The sequence below is a fragment of the Burkholderia sp. AU16741 genome (genome assembly GCF_002223345.1).
GTDB lineage: Bacteria > Pseudomonadota > Gammaproteobacteria > Burkholderiales > Burkholderiaceae > Burkholderia > Burkholderia sola.
The window spans coordinates 283,661-303,341 of the sequence record NZ_NKEZ01000004.1 but is presented as its reverse complement, the minus strand read 5'-3'; the positions used below and the strand labels follow the sequence as shown (position 1 = coordinate 303,341).

Genomic DNA, 19,681 nt, shown 5'->3' with positions numbered 1-19,681 from the left:
TCCAAATCGTTTGGAGACACGCGAAGCCTTACCCCATAAGGCTTTGCGGCCGATTCAAGCGTTTATCTCCAAATCTCCAACTCGTTTTGCAGTGAGCGGACAGACGTCGACCGTCTGCATCGACCGTGAAGCTAGACGGGGCGCGGCTCTCCGGGATTTGACGGGCATCAGAGACGTGTTTTCGAGGGGGGTGTCCGAGATACGCCCCGATCGGGCATTGTTGCGCCGGCCGCAAGTGTCGGGGCGGCCAGAAAGCGGGGGACCCTGCGTCTAGGGCAAAGACGCGGGGGCTCACACCCGCGTGTTTTTCCTACTCTCGGCGCGCCTAAGGGGGGTCATACTCATACCGAAATGCAGGGAGCCGGCAGTGCAGTGCCAACTCTGAAAAATCGGTGGGAGGTGCGCAGCAAGGGGGTCATACGTGTGGCGGCACGGGTCTATCTTGCAGCCGCGATCGGAATGATTTCCGCCCCGGCTTTGAGCTTGTCGAGGTAGTCCGCCCACTGTTGCATCATCGAGCGTCGTGCCTTGATGAACTTTGTTCGGTTGTACGCCCGCCCAAGGCTGTCAGGGACCGTATGCGCTAGTTGGTGCTCGATCACTTCCGGCTTTTCCTCCAACTCTTCATGCAGGATCGTCCGTGCCATTGCCCGGAAGCCGTGACCGGTAATCTCGGTGCGAGTGTCGTAGCCGAGCCGACGAAGGGCTGCATTGATAGCGGCCTCGCTCATCGGCCGATTTCGGTCGCGAGCACCGGGGAACACGTAGACGCCTTCGCCAGTCAGGGCGTGAAGCTCGCGCAAAATCGTGACAGCCTGCGCGGCCAGCGGAACAAGGTGATCCGTTTTCGTTTTGTTGACGAAATAGCGCCATTCGCCTTTGTCGAGGTCAAATTGCGCCCATTCTGCCTTCCGCAACTCGCCCGGCCTAACGAACAGCATGGGGGCTAGCTTGAGCGCGCAGAGAACCGGGAACGTGCCCGTGAAGCCGTCGAACGCGCGAAGCATCTCGCCCACTTTCTCCGGCTCAGTGATTGAGGCAAAGTGTGTTGTCTGCGCGGGCGGGATTGCATCTACCAGATCGCGGGCCGGATCGGCCTTGCAGTGCCCCTCTTTGATGCCGTAGCGGAATACCCGGCTTATCTCGCTGCGGATGCGATGGGCGGTAAATCTCGCTCCGCGCCCGTCTACGCGCTTCAGTACAACCAGTATCTCCGGGGCGTCGATTTCAGCGATAGGGCGCTTGCCGAGCCATGGGAATACATCGTTCTCCATGCGGGCGAGCGTCTTGGCATGCTGCGCTGGCTCCACGGTCGTCTTGCGCTCGGCCATCCAGCCACGGGCGACAACCTCAAACGAATGGGCGGCCGCGAGCAGGCTGGCTCTTTTTTCCGCCTTCTTCGCTTCACCCGGATCGATGCCGGCAGCAAGCTTTTCACGGGCTTCGTCGCGCTTCTTCCGTGCGGTCGCCAATGTAACTTCCGGGTAGACGCCGAGCGAGTAGCGCTTTTCCTTGCCCCCAAATCGGTATTTGAGGCGCCACCACTTGCCCCCGCTCGGGGCGATTTCCAGATAGAGGCCGCCTCCGTCGAACAGGCGCACGGGCTTGTCGGCTGGCTTGGCGTTCCGGATGGCTGTATCGGTTAATGGCACGGGGGCAACTCCTGACGGGTAAGGCAACTTCGGATCGGTTGCCCCCAATGTTGCCCCCGCTTGCCCCCGGCTGTCTACGCACTAAACGGCACTTTGCCGGAATGAAAAAACCCGCGAAGCCTTGTGCTGTCGCGGGTTTCGGGACTTCCGGAAGCTTCCCGGAACTATGTCATGGTGCCCAGGGCCGGAATCGAACCGGCACGCCTTGCGGCGGGGGATTTTGAGTCCCCTGCGTCTACCAATTTCACCACCTGGGCTTGATCCTGGCCGCGCATGCGATGGTGCGCGGCGAAACGCGGATTATGGCGGAAAACCGAGCACCGGGCAAGCAGCCCGGCGACCGGCCGCGTCTGCTACTGGCTCAGATAGACGAACCGCCCCTGTTTCACGATCCCCATCACGCTCGCGCGCTGATCGAGCCCCACGTGATCCTTGTCGCTGGTATTGACGACGCCGTTCGGCACGACGAGCTCGTGCGCGCGTTCGAGTTCGCGCCGCAACGCGGCCCGGAAGGCCGGCGTGCCGGGCTGCGCGACCTTCAGCGCACGGCCGACCGCATCGGCCAGGCGCGGATACACACCCGCTGCATCGCCCGCGAACTGCGTGACCGTGCCGGCGCCGTACTTCGCCTCGTACGCATCGACGAACGCGAGCGCGGCCTGGCGGGCCGGGTGGTCGGCCGGCAGCGTGCGCGCGACGACCACCGGCTGGGTCGGGAACAGCGTCCCGTCGACGTCCTTGCCGCCGAGCTTGATGAATTCCGGCGTCGCGATCCCGTGCGTCTGGTAGATCGGGCCCTTGTAGCCGCGCTCGATCAGCGTGCGCTGCGGCAGCACGGTCGGCGTACCGGCGCCCGCGATCAGGATCGCGTCGGGCTTCGCCGCGATCAGCTTCAGCGCCTGGCCCGTGACACTTGCATCGGTGCGGTTGAAGCGCTCGGTCGCGATCACGCGGATCTTGCGCAGGTCGGCGAAGCGCGTGAATTCGTTCAGCCAGCTGTCGCCATAGCTGTCCGCGAAGCCGATGAAGCCGACCGTCTTCACGCCGTGGTTCGCCATGTAGCGGGTCATCACGTCGGCCATCGCGCGGTCGCTCTGCGCCATCTTGAAGGCCCAGGTTCGCGCGCCTTCCTGCGGCTCGACGATCGAGCCCGAGCCGACCAGCGTGATCATCGGCGTCTGCGCGGCGGCTACCGCGTCGAGCGCCGCGAGCGCGGCCGGCGTGATGTTCGGGCCGACCACGACGTCGACGTGGTCCTCGTCGACCAGCTTGCGGATGTTGCGCACCGCGGCGCCCGGGTCGGACGCGTCGTCGAGCACCGTGACCTGCACGGGTTGCCCGGCGATCGTCTTCGGCCACATCAGGATCGCGTTCTTGCTCGTGATGCCGATCGCGGCGGCCGGGCCGGTCGACGACAGGTCGACGCCGACCTTCAGGTCGGCATGCGCGGCCGCGCAGGCCAGCACGAGGACGGCGCCGGCGGCGCGGCGCAACGAGGCGGGCAGCCGTGGCAGGGCGGGAAGCGTCATGCGGGAATCTCCGTCTGGCAACAAAACGGGGCGCGACAGGCGCCCCAGTGTTCACAGTGTTCATACACGCGGGCTCGGGAAAACGCCGGGCCGTCCCGGGTTTTCTCGATCGCCCCGGAGGCCTGGCGCGAAGCGGCAGGCCCGGGAGCGCTTACAGCTCGTACGATTCGGCTTCGCCCTTGAGCGCCTGCTCGATCAGCTTGCGGTTCAGCGTCGGCGACAGCAGTTCGACGAGCGTATACACATAGCTGCGCAGGTAGGCGCCTTGCTTGAGCGCGACACGCGTCACGTTGCTGCCGAACAGGTGGCCGACCGGAATCAGCCGCAGGCCGCGATCGCGCTCGGGATTGAACGCGATGTCGGCCATGATGCCGACGCCGAGGCCGAGTTCGACATAGGTCTTGATCACGTCGGCGTCGATCGCCTCGAGCACGATGTCCGGCGACAGCCCGCGCAGCGCGAACGCATGGTTGATCTTCTTGCGGCCCGCGAACGCGTCGTCGTACGTGATCAGCGGGTATTGGGCGAGATCGTCGAGCGTGACCGGCTTGCGTTCGAGCAGCGGATGGTCGGCCGGCACGACGGCCGCGTGATGCCACTGGAAGCAGGGCAGCGACACGAGTTCCTTGTAGTCGGAGATCGCCTCGGTCGCGATCGCGAGATCGGCCTGATCGTGGATCACCATCTCGGCCACCTGCGTCGGGCTGCCTTGCAGGATCGACAGGTGCACCTTCGGGAAGCGCTTCTTGAACTCGGCGATCGCGGCCGGCAGCGAGTAGCGGGCCTGCGTGTGGGTGGCCGCGATGGTCAGGTTGCCCTGGTCCTGGGCCGCATAATCTTTTCCGACCCTTTTAAGGCTTTCCACTTCCTGGAGAATCCGCTCGACCGACGCGAGGATGATCCGGCCCGGCTCGGTGAGCGAGCGCACGCGCTTGCCGTGCCGCGTGAAGATCTCGACGCCCAGCTCGTCCTCGAGCTCGATGATCGCCTTCGACACCCCCGGTTGCGACGTGTAGAGCGCCTTGGCGGCCTCGGTGAGGTTGAAATTCTGCCGGACGGCCTCGCGCACGAAGCGAAATTGGTGCAGGTTCATTTATAACCCTTCCGCATATCAACAGAATTTTTTAGTCGTTTGAAATATAAGGCGAGTTTATTACGATTCACCGGAGTTTTTCAAATATGGATATCTGTTTTCGTCATTAGCAATCCAGCCGGCCGCGGTTGGCGGCGGTGACGACGGAACGGAGATTCGGGCGCGACGTGGCTAGGACGTCGCGCGGTCACCACGAAAACCCTGGGGTCCCCGAATGTATCAGTACGACCAATACGACCAGACGATCGTCGACGAACGAGTCGCGCAGTACCGCGATCAGGTGCGCCGCCGGCTGTCGGGCGAGTTGAGCGAAGACGAATTCCGTCCGCTGCGTCTGCAGAACGGCCTGTACATGCAGCGTCACGCGTACATGCACCGCATCGCGATTCCGTACGGCAACCTGCGCAGCGACCAGCTCCGGATGCTGGCCCGCATCGCCCGCGAACACGACCGCGGCTACGGCCACTTCTCGACGCGCTCGAACATCCAGTTCAACTGGATCGAGCTCGAAGACACGCCCGAGATCCTCGCGAAGCTCGCGTCGGTGCAGATGCATGGGATCCAGACGTCGGGCAACTGCATCCGCAACATCACGGCCGACCAGTTCGCCGGCGTCGCGCAGGACGAAGAGATCGATCCGCGCCCGTGGTCGGAAATCCTGCGCCAGTGGTCGACGTTTCATCCCGAATTCGCGTGGCTGCCGCGCAAGTTCAAGATCGCGGTGTCGGGCTCGAAGCACGACCGCGCGGCCGTGCAGATCCACGACCTCGGCGTGTACCTGAAGAAGAACGCGCAGGGCGAGGTGGTCGCGAGCATCCTCGCGGGCGGCGGCCTCGGCCGCACGCCGATCGTCGGCGCGGTGATCAAGGAAGACCTGCCGTGGCAGCACCTGCTCACGTACTGCGAAGCCGTGCTGCGCGTGTACAACCGCTACGGCCGCCGCGACAACCTGTACAAGGCGCGGATCAAGATCCTCGTGAAGGCGCTGTCGCCGGCGAAGTTCGCGCAGCAGGTCGAGGAGGAGTGGCAGCACCTGAAGGACGGCCCTTCGACGCTCACGCAGGCCGAAATCGACCGCGTGTCGCAGTATTTCCAGCCGCCCGTCTACGAGAAGCTGGCCGACACCGACGCGTCGTTCGAACAGCATCTGCTCGAGAACAAGGCGTTCGCGCGCTGGGTCGAGCGTAACGTCGCGCCGCACAAGGTGCCGGGCTATGCGGCCGTCACGCTGTCGCTGAAGGATCACCGCGTGGCGCCGGGCGACGCGACCGACGCGCAGATGGAGCTGGTCGCCGACTGGGCCGACGCGTACTCGTTCGGCGAGCTGCGCGTGTCGCACGAGCAGAACCTGATTCTCGCGAACGTGAAGAAGCGCGACCTGTTCGCGCTGTGGGAAAAGGCGAAGGCGGCCGGTTTCGCGACGCCGAACGTGGGCCTCCTGACCGACATCATCGCGTGCCCGGGCGGCGACTTCTGCTCGCTCGCGAACGCGAAGTCGATCCCGATCGCGCTGGCGATCCAGCAGCGTTTCGACGATCTCGACTACGTGTACGACCTCGGCGAACTGTCGCTGAACATTTCCGGTTGCATGAACTCGTGCGGTCACCATCACGTCGGCAACATCGGCATCCTCGGCGTCGACAAGGACGGCGCCGAGTGGTACCAGGTGTCGCTCGGCGGCGAGCAGGGCACGGGCCGCAACGGCGCGCGCCTCGGCCGCGTGATCGGGCCGTCGTTCTCCGCGGAAGAAGTGCCGGACGTGATCGCGAAGCTGATCGATACGTTCGTCGAGGCGCGCATCGACGGCGAGCGCTTCATCGACACGTACGATCGCATCGGCATCGCGCCGTTCAAGGAGCGCGTGTATGCGGCGCGCCAGGCAGTGAACGCGTAACCAACCGGGTAGAGGGAATTTGCAGATGGCTTCGATTATCAAGAACCGCGCAGTGATCGACGACGCATGGCAGGTCGTGCGCGCGGCGGAAGACGGTGCGCTGCCCGCGGTCGACGCATTGCCGGCCGGCAAGGTGCTGGTGCCGTTCGCGTGGTGGCAGGCCGAGCGCGCGGCGCTCGTCGCCGCGAAGACGAAGGACGAACTCGGCGTGTGGCTCGCGCCGGACAGCGAGCCGGCCGATCTGGTGGCCGACTTCGGCGCGATCTCGCTGATCGCGGTCGACTTCCCGCGCTTCGCGGACGGTCGCGGCTACAGCATCGCGCGCCTGCTGCGCGAACGTCATGGCTGGACCGGCGAGCTGCGCGCGATCGGCGACGTGCTGCGCGACCAGTTGCTGTACATGTCGCGTTGCGGCTTCGACGCATTCGCGGTGCGCGCCGACAAGGACATCCACGACGCGTTGAACGCATTCACGGAATTCACGCAGCGTTACCAGGGCGCGTTCGACGAGCCGGTGCCGCTGTTCCGCCGCCGCGCGGCTGCGGCCGACACGAAGGTGAGCGCATGAGCACCGCGACCGCCACCGCGCTGACGCCGGAACTCGCCGCGAAGGTCGAGCGCCTCGACGCGCTGCTCGCGCGGATCGCCGAGCGTCACGACAAGGTGAAATTCGCGAGCAGCCTCGCCGCGGAAGACATGCTGCTCACGCACGCGATCCTGTCGAAGGGCGTGTCGATCGGCATCTTCTCGCTGAACACGGGCCGCCTGCACGCGGAAACGCTCGGCATGATCGACCGCGTGCGCGAACGCTACGGCTACGAGATCGAGCAGTTCCATCCGCGGCAGGACGCGGTCGACCAGTATGTGGCCGAGCACGGCCTGAACGCGTTCTACGAGAGCGTCGAGCTGCGCAAGTCGTGCTGCCACATCCGCAAGGTCGAGCCGCTGAACCGCGCGCTGGCGGACGTCGGCGCGTGGGTGACGGGCCAGCGCCGCGAGCAGTCGGTCACGCGCGCGGAGCTGCACGAGGAAGAACAGGACGACGCGCGCGGAATCGCGAAGTACAACCCGCTCGCCGACTGGACGGAAGCCGACGTATGGGCGTACCTTGAAGCGTTCGACGTGCCGGTCAACCCGCTGCATGCGCGCGGCTATCCGAGCATCGGCTGCGAGCCGTGCACGCGCGCGATCCGTCCCGGCGAGGACAGCCGCGCGGGCCGCTGGTGGTGGGAATCGCGCGACACGAAGGAATGCGGGCTGCACATCACGACGATCACGCCGATTCCCGCGAACGCCGAATCCGGCGCCGCGCACTGAAAGCCGACAAGAAACCGAATATTGCGCCGCCTGCGACAGCGGGCGGCACGAACCCAGAAGAGAAGGACTGAAATCATGAGCACGACGCTCGAGCAATCCGCCTTTGCCCCGCCCACCGGCGCCGAGAGCCGCATGGGCCACCTCGACTGGCTCGAAGCCGAGTCGATCCACATCCTGCGCGAACTCGTTGCCGAATGCAGCAAGCCGGCGCTGTTGTTCTCGGGCGGCAAGGATTCGGTCGTCGTGCTGCATCTGGCGCTGAAGGCATTCGGCCTCGGCCCGAACCGCAAGACGACGCTGCCGTTCCCGCTCGTGCATATCGACACGGGCCACAACTACGAGGAAGTGATCGACTTCCGCGATCGCCGTGCGCAGGAGCTGGGCGCCGAGCTGGTGGTCGGCCACGTCGAGGATTCGATCAAGCGCGGCACGGTCGTGTTGCGCCGCGAAACCGATTCGCGCAACGCCGCGCAGGCCGTCACGCTGCTGGAAACGATCGAGCAGCACGGCTATACGGCGCTGATCGGCGGCGCGCGCCGCGACGAAGAGAAGGCGCGCGCGAAGGAGCGCATCTTCTCGTTCCGCGACGAATTCGGCCAGTGGGATCCGAAGGCGCAGCGCCCGGAACTGTGGAGCCTGTACAACGCCCGCCTGCACAACGGCGAGCATCTGCGCGTGTTCCCGATCTCGAACTGGACCGAGCTCGACGTGTGGCAGTACATCGCGCGCGAGAACCTCGAACTGCCATCGATCTACTACGCGCATCAGCGCGAGATCGTGCGCCGCAACGGGCTGCTGGTGCCGGTCACGCCGCTCACGCCGATGCGTGACGGCGAGACGAGCGAGCTCGCGCAGGTGCGCTTCCGCACGGTCGGCGACATCAGCTGCACGTGCCCGGTCGAGAGCGACGCGGACGACGTCGAGAAGATCATCGCCGAGACGGCGGTGACCGAGATCACCGAGCGCGGCGCGACCCGGATGGACGACCAGGCATCGGAAGCCGCGATGGAACAGCGCAAGAAGCAAGGTTATTTCTGAAGCACACGAGGACATTCACATCATGAGCATCATCGAGAACACCGAAGACCTCGGCGTGTTGCGTTTCATCACCGCGGGCAGCGTCGACGACGGCAAGAGCACGCTGATCGGCCGCCTGCTGTACGACAGCAAGGCCGTGCTGTCCGACCAGCTGTCCGCGCTGTCGCGCGCGAAGAACAAGCGCACGGTCGGCGACGAGCTCGATCTCGCGCTGCTGACGGACGGCCTCGAAGCCGAGCGCGAGCAGGGCATCACGATCGACGTCGCGTATCGCTACTTCGCGACCGCGAAGCGCAAGTTCATCATCGCCGACACGCCGGGCCACGAGCAGTACACGCGCAACATGGTGACGGGCGCGTCGACCGCGCACGCGGCGATCGTGCTGATCGACGCGACGCGCATCACGGTCGAGAACGGCGTCGTGCAACTGCTGCCGCAGACCAAGCGCCACAGCGCGATCGTCAAGCTGCTCGGGCTGCAGCACGTGATCGTCGCGATCAACAAGATGGACCTCGTCGATTACAGCGAGGCGCGCTTCAACGAGATCCGCGACGCGTACGTCGCGCTCGCGAAGCAGCTCGGCCTGACCGACGTGCGCTTCGTGCCGGTGTCGGCGCTCAAGGGCGACAACATCGTCGGCGCGAGCGAGCGCATGCCGTGGTATGCGGGCGAGCCGCTGCTCGACGTGCTCGAGTCGCTGCCGGTCGAGACGCAGGCGCATGACGCGCTGCGCTTCCCGGTGCAGTGGGTCGCGCGGCAGGACGGCAGCTCGGCCGACGATTTCCGCGGCTACATGGGCCGGATCGAGTCGGGCGAAGTGAAGGTCGGCGACGCGATCGTCGTGCTGCCGTCGAACCGCACCGCGACGGTCGCCGAGATCGTCGCGCCGGTGCCGGGCGGCACCGCGTCGGTCGCGCACGCGTTCGCGGGCCAGACGGTGACGATTCGTCTCGCAGAGGACGTCGACGTGTCGCGCGGCGACATGTTCGTCACGACCGCCGAGCCGGTCGAGCCGGCCAAGAAGCTGGAGGCCGACCTGTGCTGGTTCGACGACGCGCCGCTGTCGCAGCAGCGCAAGTACCTGCTGAAGCAGACCACCAGCACGGTGTTCGCGAAGATCGGCGCGGTCAAGCAGGTGCTCGACGTGCATACGCTGTCGCACGCGACCGACCGTCAGGAACTGAAGATGAACGACATCGGCCGCGTGGCGCTGACGCTGCAAAAGCCGATCGTCTGCGACACCTACGATGCGCACCCCGGTACGGGCGCGTTCGTGCTGATCGACGAGGCGACGCATCACACGGTCGCCGCGGGCATGATCCGCGCGTTCTCGGCGTAATCGTCAATCCGCGCGGCGGCGAACCGGCCGCCGCGGCAGGACCCTAGCGAAGCGACACATATGGGCAAGGTATATCTGATCGGCGCAGGGCCGGGCGCCGCGGACCTCATCACGGTGCGCGGCATGCGGCTGCTCGAGCAGGCTGACGTCGTGCTGCACGATGCGCTCGTCGAGCCCGCGATGCTCGACTATGCGCCGAACGCGCGGAAGATCGCGGTTGGCAAGCGCTGTGGGCAGCGTTCGACCGCGCAGCATTTCATCAACAAGCAGATCGTCGATGCGGCGCGCGAGCATGCATGCGTCGTGCGGCTGAAGGGCGGCGATCCGATGCTGTTCGGCCGCGCGGAAGAGGAAATGCGCGCGCTGGAGTCGGCCGGCATCGACTACGAGGTCGTGCCGGGCATCACCGCGGCGCTGGCCGGCGCGGCGACGCTCAAGCGTTCGCTGACGTTGCGCGGCGTATCGCGCAGCGTGGCCTTTGCGACGCACAGCCGGGCACCGGGCAGCGACGAGATCCGCGAAGCCGCGCGCGCCGATTCGATCGTCTACTACATGGGCCGCGACAGCGCGCCCGGCATCGCGCAGGAATTGATCGACGCCGGCCGTGCGCCGGCGACGCCGGTGGCGATCGTCGAGGCCTGCAGCACCGCGCGCGAACGCACGCTGACGTTGACGCTCGCGCAGATGGCGGCCGGCGATGGGCAGGCGTGGCTCGATCCCGCGGAGCCGAGCTTGCTGATGATCGGCGATGCGTTCGCCGAACGCGCACGGCAGGCGCAGGCGGGCGATCCAATCCGCAATGCCGCCTGAGCACGGCTCGAACGCGGTCCCCAACGAAAAAAGCGCTGGCAGATGCCGGCGCTTTTTCGTTGGGGACGACGAATGCGTGGGCGGCTACGCGTCGTCGCCGAGCTGGTCGACGCAATAGCGCGCGACCGCGTCCAACACGCCGTCGTCTTCCCCGACGGCCGTCGCGCAGCGGATCTCGACGCCCGGATGCGCGGCGCGGCATGCGTCGACGAGCTGCGGCAGGTCGCGGCGGACATGGCCGCCCTGGCCGAAGAACACGGGCACCACGGTGATGCGCGCGCAGCCGGCCGCGACTTGCGCGGCCACGGCGTCAGCGAGCGACGGCGTCATCAGTTCGAGGAACGCGAGCGACACCTGCGCGGCCGGGGAGGCGCCGCGCAGCCGCGCGGCGAGCCGCTCGAACGGCTCGGCCCAGCGCGGATCGCGCGCGCCGTGGCCGAACAGGACGATACCGTGCGAATGCATGTCGAAGCCTCCGTCGCGACGCGGCGCTCAGTGCCGGTCGACCCACTTGAGCGCGAACAGGCCGAGCGCGAGATAGATGAGGCCCGGCGTCGCCGCGGTGAGCGGCGCGGGCCACGTGTTCAGCGTGCCGATGTGCGAGAACAGCGTGTTGAGCAGCTGGAAGCTCATGCCGAGCATGATGCCGCCGAACACCTTCACGCCGACCACGCCGGCCCGCGTGTGCAGGTACGCGAACGGCAGCGACAGCACGAGCATCACGAACACCGCGAACGGGTACAGCAGCTTGCGCCACAGCGCGATGTCGTAGCGCTGCGTGTCCTGCTGGTTCTCGCGCAGGTGCTGGATGTAGCGGAACAGGTTGATGATCGACATGCGCTCCGGCGACACGAGCAGCACCGACAGGATCTGCGGCGTCAGGTCGGAGCGCAGCCGGTATTCGGGCAGCGACACCTGCTGCGACCGGTACACGGGGTTCAGCGCGTCGGCCGGCTGGCCGGTGATCGGCTTGATCGGCGTCAACTCCGTTTCGGTGACGCCCTTCAGCAACCAGTGGCCGGGCGGCTCGTAGCGGCCCGTCTGCGCGATCCGCACGTTCTGCAGCTGGAATTTCGAGTCGAATTCGTAGATGCGCACGTTGCTGATCGTCGAGTCGGGCGACAGGCTGCCGACGTTGACGAAGCGCGTGACCTGCTCGCCGTTCTCGCGGGCCGCGAGCGTGTCCTTCACCCACACGCCCGACTGGAAGTTCGACGACACCGATGCGCCGAGCGCCTGCAACCGCACGCGTTCGGACAACTGGTCGGCGTACGGGCCGACGAATTCGCCGATCAGGTAGGTGACGATCACGAGCGGCACGCCGATCTTCAGCAGCGAGCGCAGCGCCTGGTTGGTCGCGAGGCCCGACACGCGGAAGATCGTGAATTCCGAGTTCGCGGCCATCTGCGCGAACACGTAGATCGCGCTGATCAGCGCGGCGACCGGGATGATCTCGTAGAAGCGCGACGGCGTCTGCAGCGCGACGCGCAGCACCGCGTAGCCGAACTTGTAGTTGCCGTGCCCGACCGAGTTCAGTTCGCTGATCAGGTCGAAGAAGAAGAACAGGCCCGAGAACGCGAACAGGATGAAGATGAACGTGACGTAGATCTGCCGCGCGAAGTATTTTTCATAGAGCCGCATCGATCATGCTCCCGAGCGGCCGAACAGCGCGCGTGTCAACAACGGACGATTGCGCACACGCAACCAGAAAATGAACGCGACGATCGCCGCGACGAGCAGGTGCAGGCCGATGAGACCGACGCCGAACGACATCTTGCCCTGCTCGATCTGCGCCTGGACGACGTTCAGCAGGTTCGAGTACGTGAGGTAGATCAGCACCGCCATCACGAGATTGATCGTGCGGCTGCGGCGCGGGTTCTGGTACGCGAGCGGGATGCCGAGCACCATCAGGTTCAGCGCGATCAGCGGCAGCCCCGCGCGCCACGCGAATTCCGCGAGGTTGTCGCGCGTCGGGTTGCGCAACAGGTCCGGCGTGGGCGTGCTGTTGGTGGTCTGCACGTTGACGACCGGCTTGCTCGTGATCTTCACGCCGTAGCGCTCGAACTCCATGATCTTGAAGTTCGGCTGGCCGGGCGTGCCGTCGTAGCGGCGGCCGTTTTCGAGGACGACGAACCGATCGCCGTCCTTCGAGGTTTCCGTATGGCCGGTTTGCGACACGACCACGTTGACCTTGCCGTTTTCCGTCGACGTGACGAAGACGTTCTGCACCTTGCTCTGGTCGGGCGACATCTTCTCGATGAAGAACACGCGATGGTTCGCGGCCGATTCGCGGAACTGGCCGGGCGCGAGCAAGGAGATTTCGTCGCGCTGCTGGAAGCGTGCCTTGATCATCTTGCTCTGCTGGTTCGACCACGGCCAGCCGACGAACGCGAAGAAGGCGATCAACAGGATGATCGGCGCGGCGAACACGCCGATCGGCTTGATGAGGCGCGTGAGGCTCACGCCCGACGCGAGCCACACCACCATTTCGGAATCCCGGTACCACCGGGTCAGCACGAACAGGATCGACACGAACAGCGTGACGACGAGCATCACGGCGAGGTAGCCGATCACGGTCAGGCCGATCAGCACGAGCACGTCCCGCGGATCGATTTCGCCGGACGCGGCGTAGCCGACGATGCGAATCATCATCGTCGTGAGCATGATCGTGAGCAGCACCATGAACACGGCGCCAGCCGTATACGCAAGCTCGCGCTGGAGGGAGCGTTCGAAGATCATTCTTGATGAGAAGAGGGCGGGAGGCTGCGCACGCGTGGTGGAGCGCTCGCGCCGCCACGGGAAAAATAGCGGATAATTGCGGCTTTCATCCTTAGCCCAGATTTTATCCGAGGACAAGCGCGATGGACTTTAGCATAAAAGGCTGTGATTGGAGCAAAGGCGAAGCCAAGGGGTTCCTGACCGGGAAGTCCGACTGCATCGTGCTCGGCATCTTCGAGGCGCAGACCCTGTCGGGCGCGGCGCTCGACATCGACACGGCCACCAAGGGGCTGATCTCGCGCGTGGTGAAGGCCGGCGACATGGACGGCAAGCGCGGCAAGACGCTGTTCCTGCACGAAGTATCGGGCATCGGTGCGTCGCGCGTGCTGCTCGTCGGGCTCGGCAAGCAGGATGCTTTCAATCAGAAAGCCTATAACGACGCGGTGACGGCCGCGTGGCGCGCGCTGCTGGCGACCAAGGTCGTCCAGGTCACGTTCTCGCTCGCGCAACTGCCGGTCGACGAGCGCAGCTCCGACTGGGGCGTGCGCGCCGCGATCCTCGCGCTGCGCAACGAGACCTACCGTTTCACGCAGATGAAGAGCAAGCCGGAACCGGCGTCGCACACGCTCAAGCGCGTCGTGTTCAGCGTCGACCCGGCCGACGAAAAGGCCGCGAAGGTCGCGATCAAGCAGGCCGTCGCGCTCGCGAACGGGATGGATCTCACCCGCGACCTCGGCAACCTGCCGGGCAACGTGTGCACGCCGACCTACCTCGGCAACACCGCGAAGAAGATCGCGAAGGATTGGGGCCTGAAGGCCGAAGTGCTCGGGCTCAAGCAGATCCAGGCGCTGAAGATGGGGTCGTTCCTGTCCGTCGCGCGCGCGTCGGTCGAGCCGCCGCAGTTCATCGTGCTCCACTACCAGGGCGCCGCCGCGAAGGCCGCGCCGGTCGTGCTGGTCGGCAAGGGCATCACGTTCGATACGGGCGGCATCTCGCTGAAGCCGGGCGAGGGCATGGACGAGATGAAGTACGACATGTGCGGCGCGGGCTCCGTGCTCGGCACGATGCGTGCGGTCGCCGAGATGGGCCTCAAGATCAACGTCGTCGCGATCGTGCCGACCTGCGAGAACATGCCGGGCGGCAACGCGACGAAGCCGGGCGACATCGTCACCAGCATGAAGGGCCTGACGATCGAGGTGCTGAACACCGACGCCGAAGGCCGCCTGATCCTGTGCGACGCGCTCACGTATGCCGAGCGCTTCAAGCCGGCCGCCGTGATCGACGTCGCGACGCTGACGGGCGCGTGCGTGATCGCGCTGGGCGGCCACAACAGCGGGCTGTTCTCGACGAACGACGCGCTCGCGGGCGAGCTGCTCGACGCGTCGCGCGAAGCGAACGACCCGGCATGGCGCATGCCGCTCGACGACGAGTACCAGGATCAGCTGAAGTCGAATTTCGCGGATCTCGCGAACATCGGCGGGCGTCCGGCCGGCGCCGTGACGGCCGCGTGCTTCCTGTCGCGCTTCACCGAGAGCTATCCGTGGGCCCACCTCGACATCGCGGGCACCGCGTGGAAGGGCGGTGCCGCGAAGGGCGCGACGGGCCGTCCGGTGCCGCTGCTCGCGCAGTTCCTGATCGACCGCGCCGGCCAGTGATGGCGGGGCGGACGACGCTGCGGGTGCGCGGGCAATGACGCGGATCGATTTTCACTCGAACGTCGGCGATTCGCTCGCATACGCGTGCCGGCTGCTGCGCAAGGCCTATCAGGCCGGGCAGCCGGTCGTCGTGCTCGCCGAGCCCGCGCGCCTGCGCGCGCTCGACGAGCGGCTCTGGACGTTCTCGCCGCTCGATTTCATCCCGCATTGCGGCGTCGACAGCGAGCACGCAGCCGGCACGCCGATCGTGCTGGCCGCCGATCTCGACCGCGCGCCGCATCATCACGTGCTGCTGAACCTCGGCGCGACCGTGCCCGCGCAATTCGCCCGCTTCGAGCGCCTGCTCGAAGTGGTCGGCAACGCGCCGGACGAGCTGGCCGCGGGCCGCGACCGCTACCGGTTTTACCGCGATCGCGGCTACGCGCTGAACAACTACAAGCAGGGCGGCTAGCCGCAACCGTCGACGGAGTGTTCCCGTGACAGAAGCCGATTCATCCTCGATCCCGACGTTGACCGACGTGCTGGTGCCCGGCAAGCCGGTGCCGGCGCGCTCGCCCGCGTCCGTCGCCCCCGGGCCGCACGACGACGCGACGATTCCGGTGCTCACCGACGTGATCGCACCGGCGGCCGCCGCTGCCGCGCCGGGCGAATTCCATCAAACCGAAGCCGACCCCGATTCCGTCGTGGTCGAGCCTGTGCCGACGCCGCACGTGCCGGCCGTCGAACTGCCGGGCGACGTGGCGACGGCCGCCGCGGGTGAGACCGACGCGCCGGCCGAACCCGGCGCAGCGGAGCACGTGGTCGCCGAAGAGGCGGCGGCGATGACGGCGCCGCTGCGCACGTCGCTGGTCGACGATGAGTTGCCGCAGTACACGTTCGCCGCGATTGCGCGCGACGCGGCCGCACACGCGCCCGACACGGCGATGCCGGAACCAGGTCTGACCAGCGCCGCGCCGCAGCCGGATGCGCAGGCCGCGGCCGCGCTGACGCCGGAGGACGCGCAGCACATCGCCGAACGGCTTCGCAATCGCCTGACGACCTATCTGACCGGGCCGGGGCGCGAGGCCATCGAAGCGCGTTGTCGCGATGCGTTGCACGAGCATTCGGCCTGGCTGGTCGGCCAGGTCACGCGCGAAGTCGCACTCGCGCTGGAAACCGAGGTGATGGACTGGGTGCGCGATGCGGTCGATGAAGAGATCGCCCGCCGTCGCGCCGGTCATTCCGGCTGAACGGCAATCGTTCGCGGCGGTGAAGAAGAAGGTGCGGCCCGCTCAGGGCCTGCGAGGCCGGCGGTGATGCGCCGCCGGTCGGGGGGACGGGATTGCCAACTGCCACGCGCTGCACACGGCGTCGGTGCGTCGCGCGGGTAGCCGATTCAGCGAACCGACAGCACCCACTGCGCGAGCGTGCGCGCTTCGGTGCCCGTCAGTTGCGTATTGGCGGGCATCGGCACGCTGCCCCATACGCCGACGCTGCCTTTCACGATCGATTGCGCAAGATAATCGGCGGCGTCGTTGCGCGTCGCGTACTTGCCGGCGATGTCGTGGAACGACGGACCCATCAGCGGCTTGCCGATCGCATGGCAGGCCATGCAGTTCTTGCGCTGCGCGAGCGCGAGCCCGTCAGCCTGGTCGGCGCGCGCCGCCGCCGCGCTACCGGTCAGCAGCGTCGCGAGCAGCACGCGCAATATCGTCTGTTTCATGCGGTTCTCCGCCGGCGGGGACGGCCGGCTTCATGGTCCGCGCATTATAGAAGCAAAGGGAAAGCGCGTTTTGCGCGTTCCCCGGCGGCCCGTTTGTCGGGGTCGCCTGTCCTGCTGCCTTTACATCAACCCGTGACCGCCCCCTGGTTCGCCGGCCGCGCGAGCGCCGCGAATTTCGCGAGCACGCCGCGCGTATAGCGCGGCGCGGGCTGCTGCCATGCGGCGCGGCGGCGCGCGAGTTCGGCGTCGTCGACGTTCAGTTGCAGCAGCAGCCGGTGCGCGTCGATCGTGATCGAATCGCCTTCCTGCACCAGGGCGATCGTGCCGCCGACGAACGCCTCCGGCGCGACGTGGCCGACCACCATGCCCCAGGTGCCGCCGGAGAAGCGGCCGTCCGTGACGAAGCCGACCGATTCGCCGAGCCCCTTGCCGATGATCGCGGAGGTCGGCGCGAGCATTTCCGGCATGCCGGGGCCGCCCTTCGGCCCGAGGTAGCGCAGCACGAGGATGTCGCCCGCGCGGATCCGGTCGCCGAGGATCGCGTCCATCGCGCTCTGCTCGTCGTCGAACACGCGCGCCGGGCCCGTGATCACCGGGTTCTTCAGGCCGGTGATCTTCGCGACCGCGCCGTCTTCCGCGAGATTGCCCTTCAGGATCGCGAGATGGCCTTCCTTGTACAGCGCGCGGTCGATCGGGAAGATCACGTCCTGATCCGCGCGCGGCACGGTCGGCACGTCCTTCAGCTCGTCGGCGATCGTGCGGCCGGTGATCGTCATGCAGTCGCCATGCAGCAGCCCCGCGTCGAGCAGGATCTTCAGCACCTGCGGAATCCCGCCGGCCCGATGCAGGTCGGTCGCGACGTACTTCCCCGACGGCTTCAGGTCGCAGATCACCGGCACGCGTTTGCGGATGCGCTCGAAGTCGTCGATCGTCCAGTCGACCTCGGCCGCGTGCGCGATCGCGAGATAGTGCAGCACCGCATTGGTCGAGCCGCCGGTGGCCATGATCACCGACACCGCGTTCTCGATCGATTCCTTCGTGATGATGTCGCGCGGCTTCAGGTCGCGTTTCACGGCCTCGACCAGCACGCGCGCCGATTCGGCGGCCGAATCGACCTTCTCCTGGTCGGGGTTCGCCATCGTCGACGAATACAGCAGCGACATCCCGAGCGCCTCGAACGACGAGCTCATCGTGTTCGCGGTGTACATGCCGCCGCACGAACCCGACGTCGGGCACGCGTTTTTCTCGACGCCTTCGAAATCCTCCTGCGACATCCGGCCCGCGGTGAATTCGCCGACGGCCTCGAACGACGACACGATCGTCAGGTCGCGGCCTTTCCAGTTGCCCGGGCGGATCGTGCCGCCGTACACGTAGATGCCCGGCACGTTCAGGCGCGCGAGCGCGATCATGCCGCCCGGCATGTTCTTGTCGCAGCCGCCGACCACCACCACGCCGTCCATCCACTGGCCCTGCACGCAGGTTTCGATGCAGTCGGCGATCACTTCGCGCGACACGAGCGAGTACTTCATCCCTTCGGTGCCCATCGACATGCCGTCCGAAATCGTCGGCGTGCCGAAGATCTGCGGGTTCGCGCCGGCCGCCTTCACTGACGCGACCGCCGCGTCCGACAGCCGCTGCAGGCCGGAATTGCACGGCGTGATCGTCGAATGGCCGTTCGCGATGCCGATCATCGGCTTGTCGAAATCGTCCTTCTGGTAGCCGAGGGCGTAATACATCGAGCGGTTCGGCGAACGGGCCACGCCTTGCGTGATGTTTTTAGAGCGGCGGTTGTACGACATGGGGAGCTCCATCGTTGTTGTGGCGACGCCGGCGCGACCGGTGCGCCGGGTGGGTCGATCAAGCATGGAGTTTCCGTTCTGGGATGTCCAATATATTATTTGTCGTACATTAAGTCGTTTTTCGAATGAGTCGAGCATGGCCGACCCACCCCCGACCTCCGCCAGTGGCGCTATTTCGCGACCGTCGCCGACGAGCGCCATTTCGGCCGCGCGGCCGAGCGCCTGTCGATGACGCAGCCGCCGCTGTCGCAGGCGATCCGCGCGCTCGAGGACGCGCTCGGCGTCGCGCTGTTCGTGCGGACCAAGCGCTCGGTCGCGCTGACGGCGGTCGGCGCGGCGCTGCTGCCGCAAGTGCGCCGGCTGCTGGCGTCGGCCGATGCGCTGCCGCCGCTGGCGCGCCGGCTCGCGCGCGGCGAGGCCGGCTCGCTGTCGCTCGCGTTCGTGTCGACCGCCGATTACGGGCTGCTGCCGTCGTTGCTGCGTGCGTTCGGCGCGCGCTATCCGCAGGTGCGGCTGCAGCTCGCGGAGGCGACGAGCGACGTGCAGATCGACGAACTCGTCGCGGGGCGCATCGACGCGGGGCTCGTGATTCCGCCCGTGCCGCCGCGCCACGCGGCCGGGCTGTCGTACCTGCCGGTGGTGCGCGAGCCGCTGGTGATCGCGATGCCGGCCGGGACGTCCGACGCGCCCGAGGACGAGCCGGTGCAGCTTGCCGACGTCGCCGCGTTGCCGCTCGTGATCTTTCCGCGCCGTTTGGCGCCCGGCTTTTATGACATCATTACGGGCTGCTACGGCGCGGCGGGGGAAACCCCGCGCATCGGCCAGGAGGCGATCCAGATGCAGACGATCGTCAGCCTCGTGTCGGCCGGCATGGGCGTCGCACGGGTGCCGCAATCGCTGCGTAACCTGCGGCGCACCGGCGTGGTCTACCGGCCGCTGGCCGGTCACGCGCCGGTCGTCGAGACGGGCCTCGCGTGGCGCAGCGGCGACGTGAGTCCCGTGCTCGCCGGCTTCATCGACGTCGTGCGTGCGCACGGTCCGGCCGCGTGACGTGAACGATGGCGCGCGGTCGCCGTCCAATGCGCGGTCCTGCATCTGTGCGATGGCCGTACCGTATTCGAAAACTTCTTCGCTA

General features: G+C 66.8%; 17 protein-coding genes, 1 tRNA gene and 1 pseudogene. 10 read left to right on the top strand and 9 right to left on the bottom strand.

Translation table 11 applies throughout. The features are described 5' to 3' along the window. Positions 1-437 precede the first annotated feature (437 nt). The 4 genes from CFB89_RS12865 to CFB89_RS12850 form a co-directional block, all read right to left on the bottom strand. A complete protein-coding gene (locus tag CFB89_RS12865; RefSeq protein ID WP_089468212.1) occupies positions 438-1,652 on the bottom strand; it encodes an integrase arm-type DNA-binding domain-containing protein in 1,215 nt (404 codons plus the stop codon). 172 nt (positions 1,653-1,824) lie between these two features. After that, a tRNA-Leu gene (locus tag CFB89_RS12860) sits at positions 1,825-1,909 on the bottom strand. A gap of 96 nt (positions 1,910-2,005) precedes the next feature. Next, positions 2,006-3,181 (bottom strand): ABC transporter substrate-binding protein, encoded by a 1,176-nt coding sequence (locus tag CFB89_RS12855; protein WP_089468211.1) that lies wholly within the window; start codon positions 3,179-3,181, stop codon positions 2,006-2,008. Positions 3,182-3,332: 151 nt separating this feature from the next. Continuing rightward, positions 3,333-4,274: a CysB family HTH-type transcriptional regulator gene (locus tag CFB89_RS12850; RefSeq protein ID WP_006478072.1), complete on the bottom strand. Its 942-nt coding sequence runs from the start codon at positions 4,272-4,274 to the stop codon at positions 3,333-3,335. 214 nt (positions 4,275-4,488) lie between these two features. Between CFB89_RS12850 and CFB89_RS12845 the strand changes: the two genes are divergently transcribed. The 6 genes from CFB89_RS12845 to cobA all read left to right on the top strand — a co-directional run bounded on the left by CFB89_RS12845 (position 4,489) and on the right by cobA (position 10,672). After that, positions 4,489-6,168 (top strand): nitrite/sulfite reductase, encoded by a 1,680-nt coding sequence (locus CFB89_RS12845; protein WP_089468210.1) that lies wholly within the window; start codon positions 4,489-4,491, stop codon positions 6,166-6,168. A gap of 25 nt (positions 6,169-6,193) precedes the next feature. Then, positions 6,194-6,736, top strand: a complete 543-nt coding sequence (locus CFB89_RS12840; RefSeq protein WP_089468209.1) for a DUF934 domain-containing protein — start codon at positions 6,194-6,196, stop codon at positions 6,734-6,736. Next, positions 6,733-7,485, top strand: a complete 753-nt coding sequence (locus CFB89_RS12835) for a phosphoadenylyl-sulfate reductase (RefSeq protein WP_089468208.1) — start codon at positions 6,733-6,735, stop codon at positions 7,483-7,485. The genes CFB89_RS12840 and CFB89_RS12835 overlap by 4 nt, the downstream gene beginning before the upstream one ends. A gap of 75 nt (positions 7,486-7,560) precedes the next feature. Continuing rightward, positions 7,561-8,523, top strand: a complete 963-nt coding sequence (cysD, locus tag CFB89_RS12830; protein ID WP_089468207.1) for a sulfate adenylyltransferase subunit CysD — start codon at positions 7,561-7,563, stop codon at positions 8,521-8,523. A gap of 22 nt (positions 8,524-8,545) precedes the next feature. After that, positions 8,546-9,862 (top strand): sulfate adenylyltransferase subunit 1, encoded by a 1,317-nt coding sequence (locus CFB89_RS12825; RefSeq protein WP_089468206.1) that lies wholly within the window; start codon positions 8,546-8,548, stop codon positions 9,860-9,862. A 60-nt stretch (positions 9,863-9,922) separates the two neighbouring features. Next, on the top strand, positions 9,923-10,672 hold the full coding sequence (gene cobA / locus CFB89_RS12820; RefSeq protein ID WP_089468205.1) for a uroporphyrinogen-III C-methyltransferase: 750 nt from the start codon (positions 9,923-9,925) through the stop codon (positions 10,670-10,672). An 84-nt stretch (positions 10,673-10,756) separates the two neighbouring features. Here the strand turns inward: cobA and CFB89_RS12815 are convergent, their stop codons facing one another. Genes CFB89_RS12815 through lptF form a run of 3 tightly spaced genes read right to left on the bottom strand, consistent with a single transcriptional unit; the run spans position 10,757 to position 13,411 of the window. Beyond that, positions 10,757-11,137, bottom strand: a complete 381-nt coding sequence (locus CFB89_RS12815) for a sirohydrochlorin chelatase (RefSeq protein ID WP_089468204.1) — start codon at positions 11,135-11,137, stop codon at positions 10,757-10,759. Between the two features lie 27 nt (positions 11,138-11,164). Continuing rightward, positions 11,165-12,313, bottom strand: coding sequence for an LPS export ABC transporter permease LptG (gene lptG / locus CFB89_RS12810; protein ID WP_089468203.1), 1,149 nt, complete (start codon positions 12,311-12,313; stop codon positions 11,165-11,167). A 3-nt stretch (positions 12,314-12,316) separates the two neighbouring features. After that, positions 12,317-13,411: an LPS export ABC transporter permease LptF gene (lptF, locus tag CFB89_RS12805; RefSeq protein WP_089468202.1), complete on the bottom strand. Its 1,095-nt coding sequence runs from the start codon at positions 13,409-13,411 to the stop codon at positions 12,317-12,319. Between the two features lie 122 nt (positions 13,412-13,533). Here lptF and CFB89_RS12800 point away from each other — a divergent pair, with 122 nt between their 5' ends. From CFB89_RS12800 to CFB89_RS12790, 3 genes are read left to right on the top strand one after another with little or no spacing between them, the layout of a single operon-like run. After that, the gene (locus tag CFB89_RS12800; protein ID WP_089468201.1) at positions 13,534-15,045 is read left to right on the top strand and encodes a leucyl aminopeptidase; all 1,512 of its coding nucleotides are present in this window, start codon (positions 13,534-13,536) and stop codon (positions 15,043-15,045) included. A gap of 34 nt (positions 15,046-15,079) precedes the next feature. After that, positions 15,080-15,496 (top strand): DNA polymerase III subunit chi, encoded by a 417-nt coding sequence (locus CFB89_RS12795; protein ID WP_006484796.1) that lies wholly within the window; start codon positions 15,080-15,082, stop codon positions 15,494-15,496. A gap of 25 nt (positions 15,497-15,521) precedes the next feature. Beyond that, positions 15,522-16,274 (top strand): DUF2486 family protein, encoded by a 753-nt coding sequence (locus CFB89_RS12790; protein ID WP_089468200.1) that lies wholly within the window; start codon positions 15,522-15,524, stop codon positions 16,272-16,274. Between the two features lie 146 nt (positions 16,275-16,420). Here the strand turns inward: CFB89_RS12790 and CFB89_RS12785 are convergent, their stop codons facing one another. Together CFB89_RS12785 and ilvD are read right to left on the bottom strand one after the other, a co-directional pair. Further along, positions 16,421-16,747, bottom strand: a complete 327-nt coding sequence (locus CFB89_RS12785) for a c-type cytochrome (RefSeq protein ID WP_089468199.1) — start codon at positions 16,745-16,747, stop codon at positions 16,421-16,423. 125 nt (positions 16,748-16,872) lie between these two features. Further along, positions 16,873-18,546 carry a dihydroxy-acid dehydratase gene (ilvD, locus tag CFB89_RS12780; protein ID WP_089468198.1) on the bottom strand — a complete coding sequence of 558 codons (1,674 nt, stop codon included), beginning with the start codon at positions 18,544-18,546 and terminating at the stop codon, positions 16,873-16,875. 144 nt (positions 18,547-18,690) lie between these two features. Between ilvD and CFB89_RS12775 the strand changes: the two are divergent. Continuing rightward, positions 18,691-19,596 (top strand): annotated as a pseudogene (locus CFB89_RS12775) (LysR substrate-binding domain-containing protein); the annotation flags it as partial. Between the last annotated feature and the right edge of the window lie 85 nt (positions 19,597-19,681).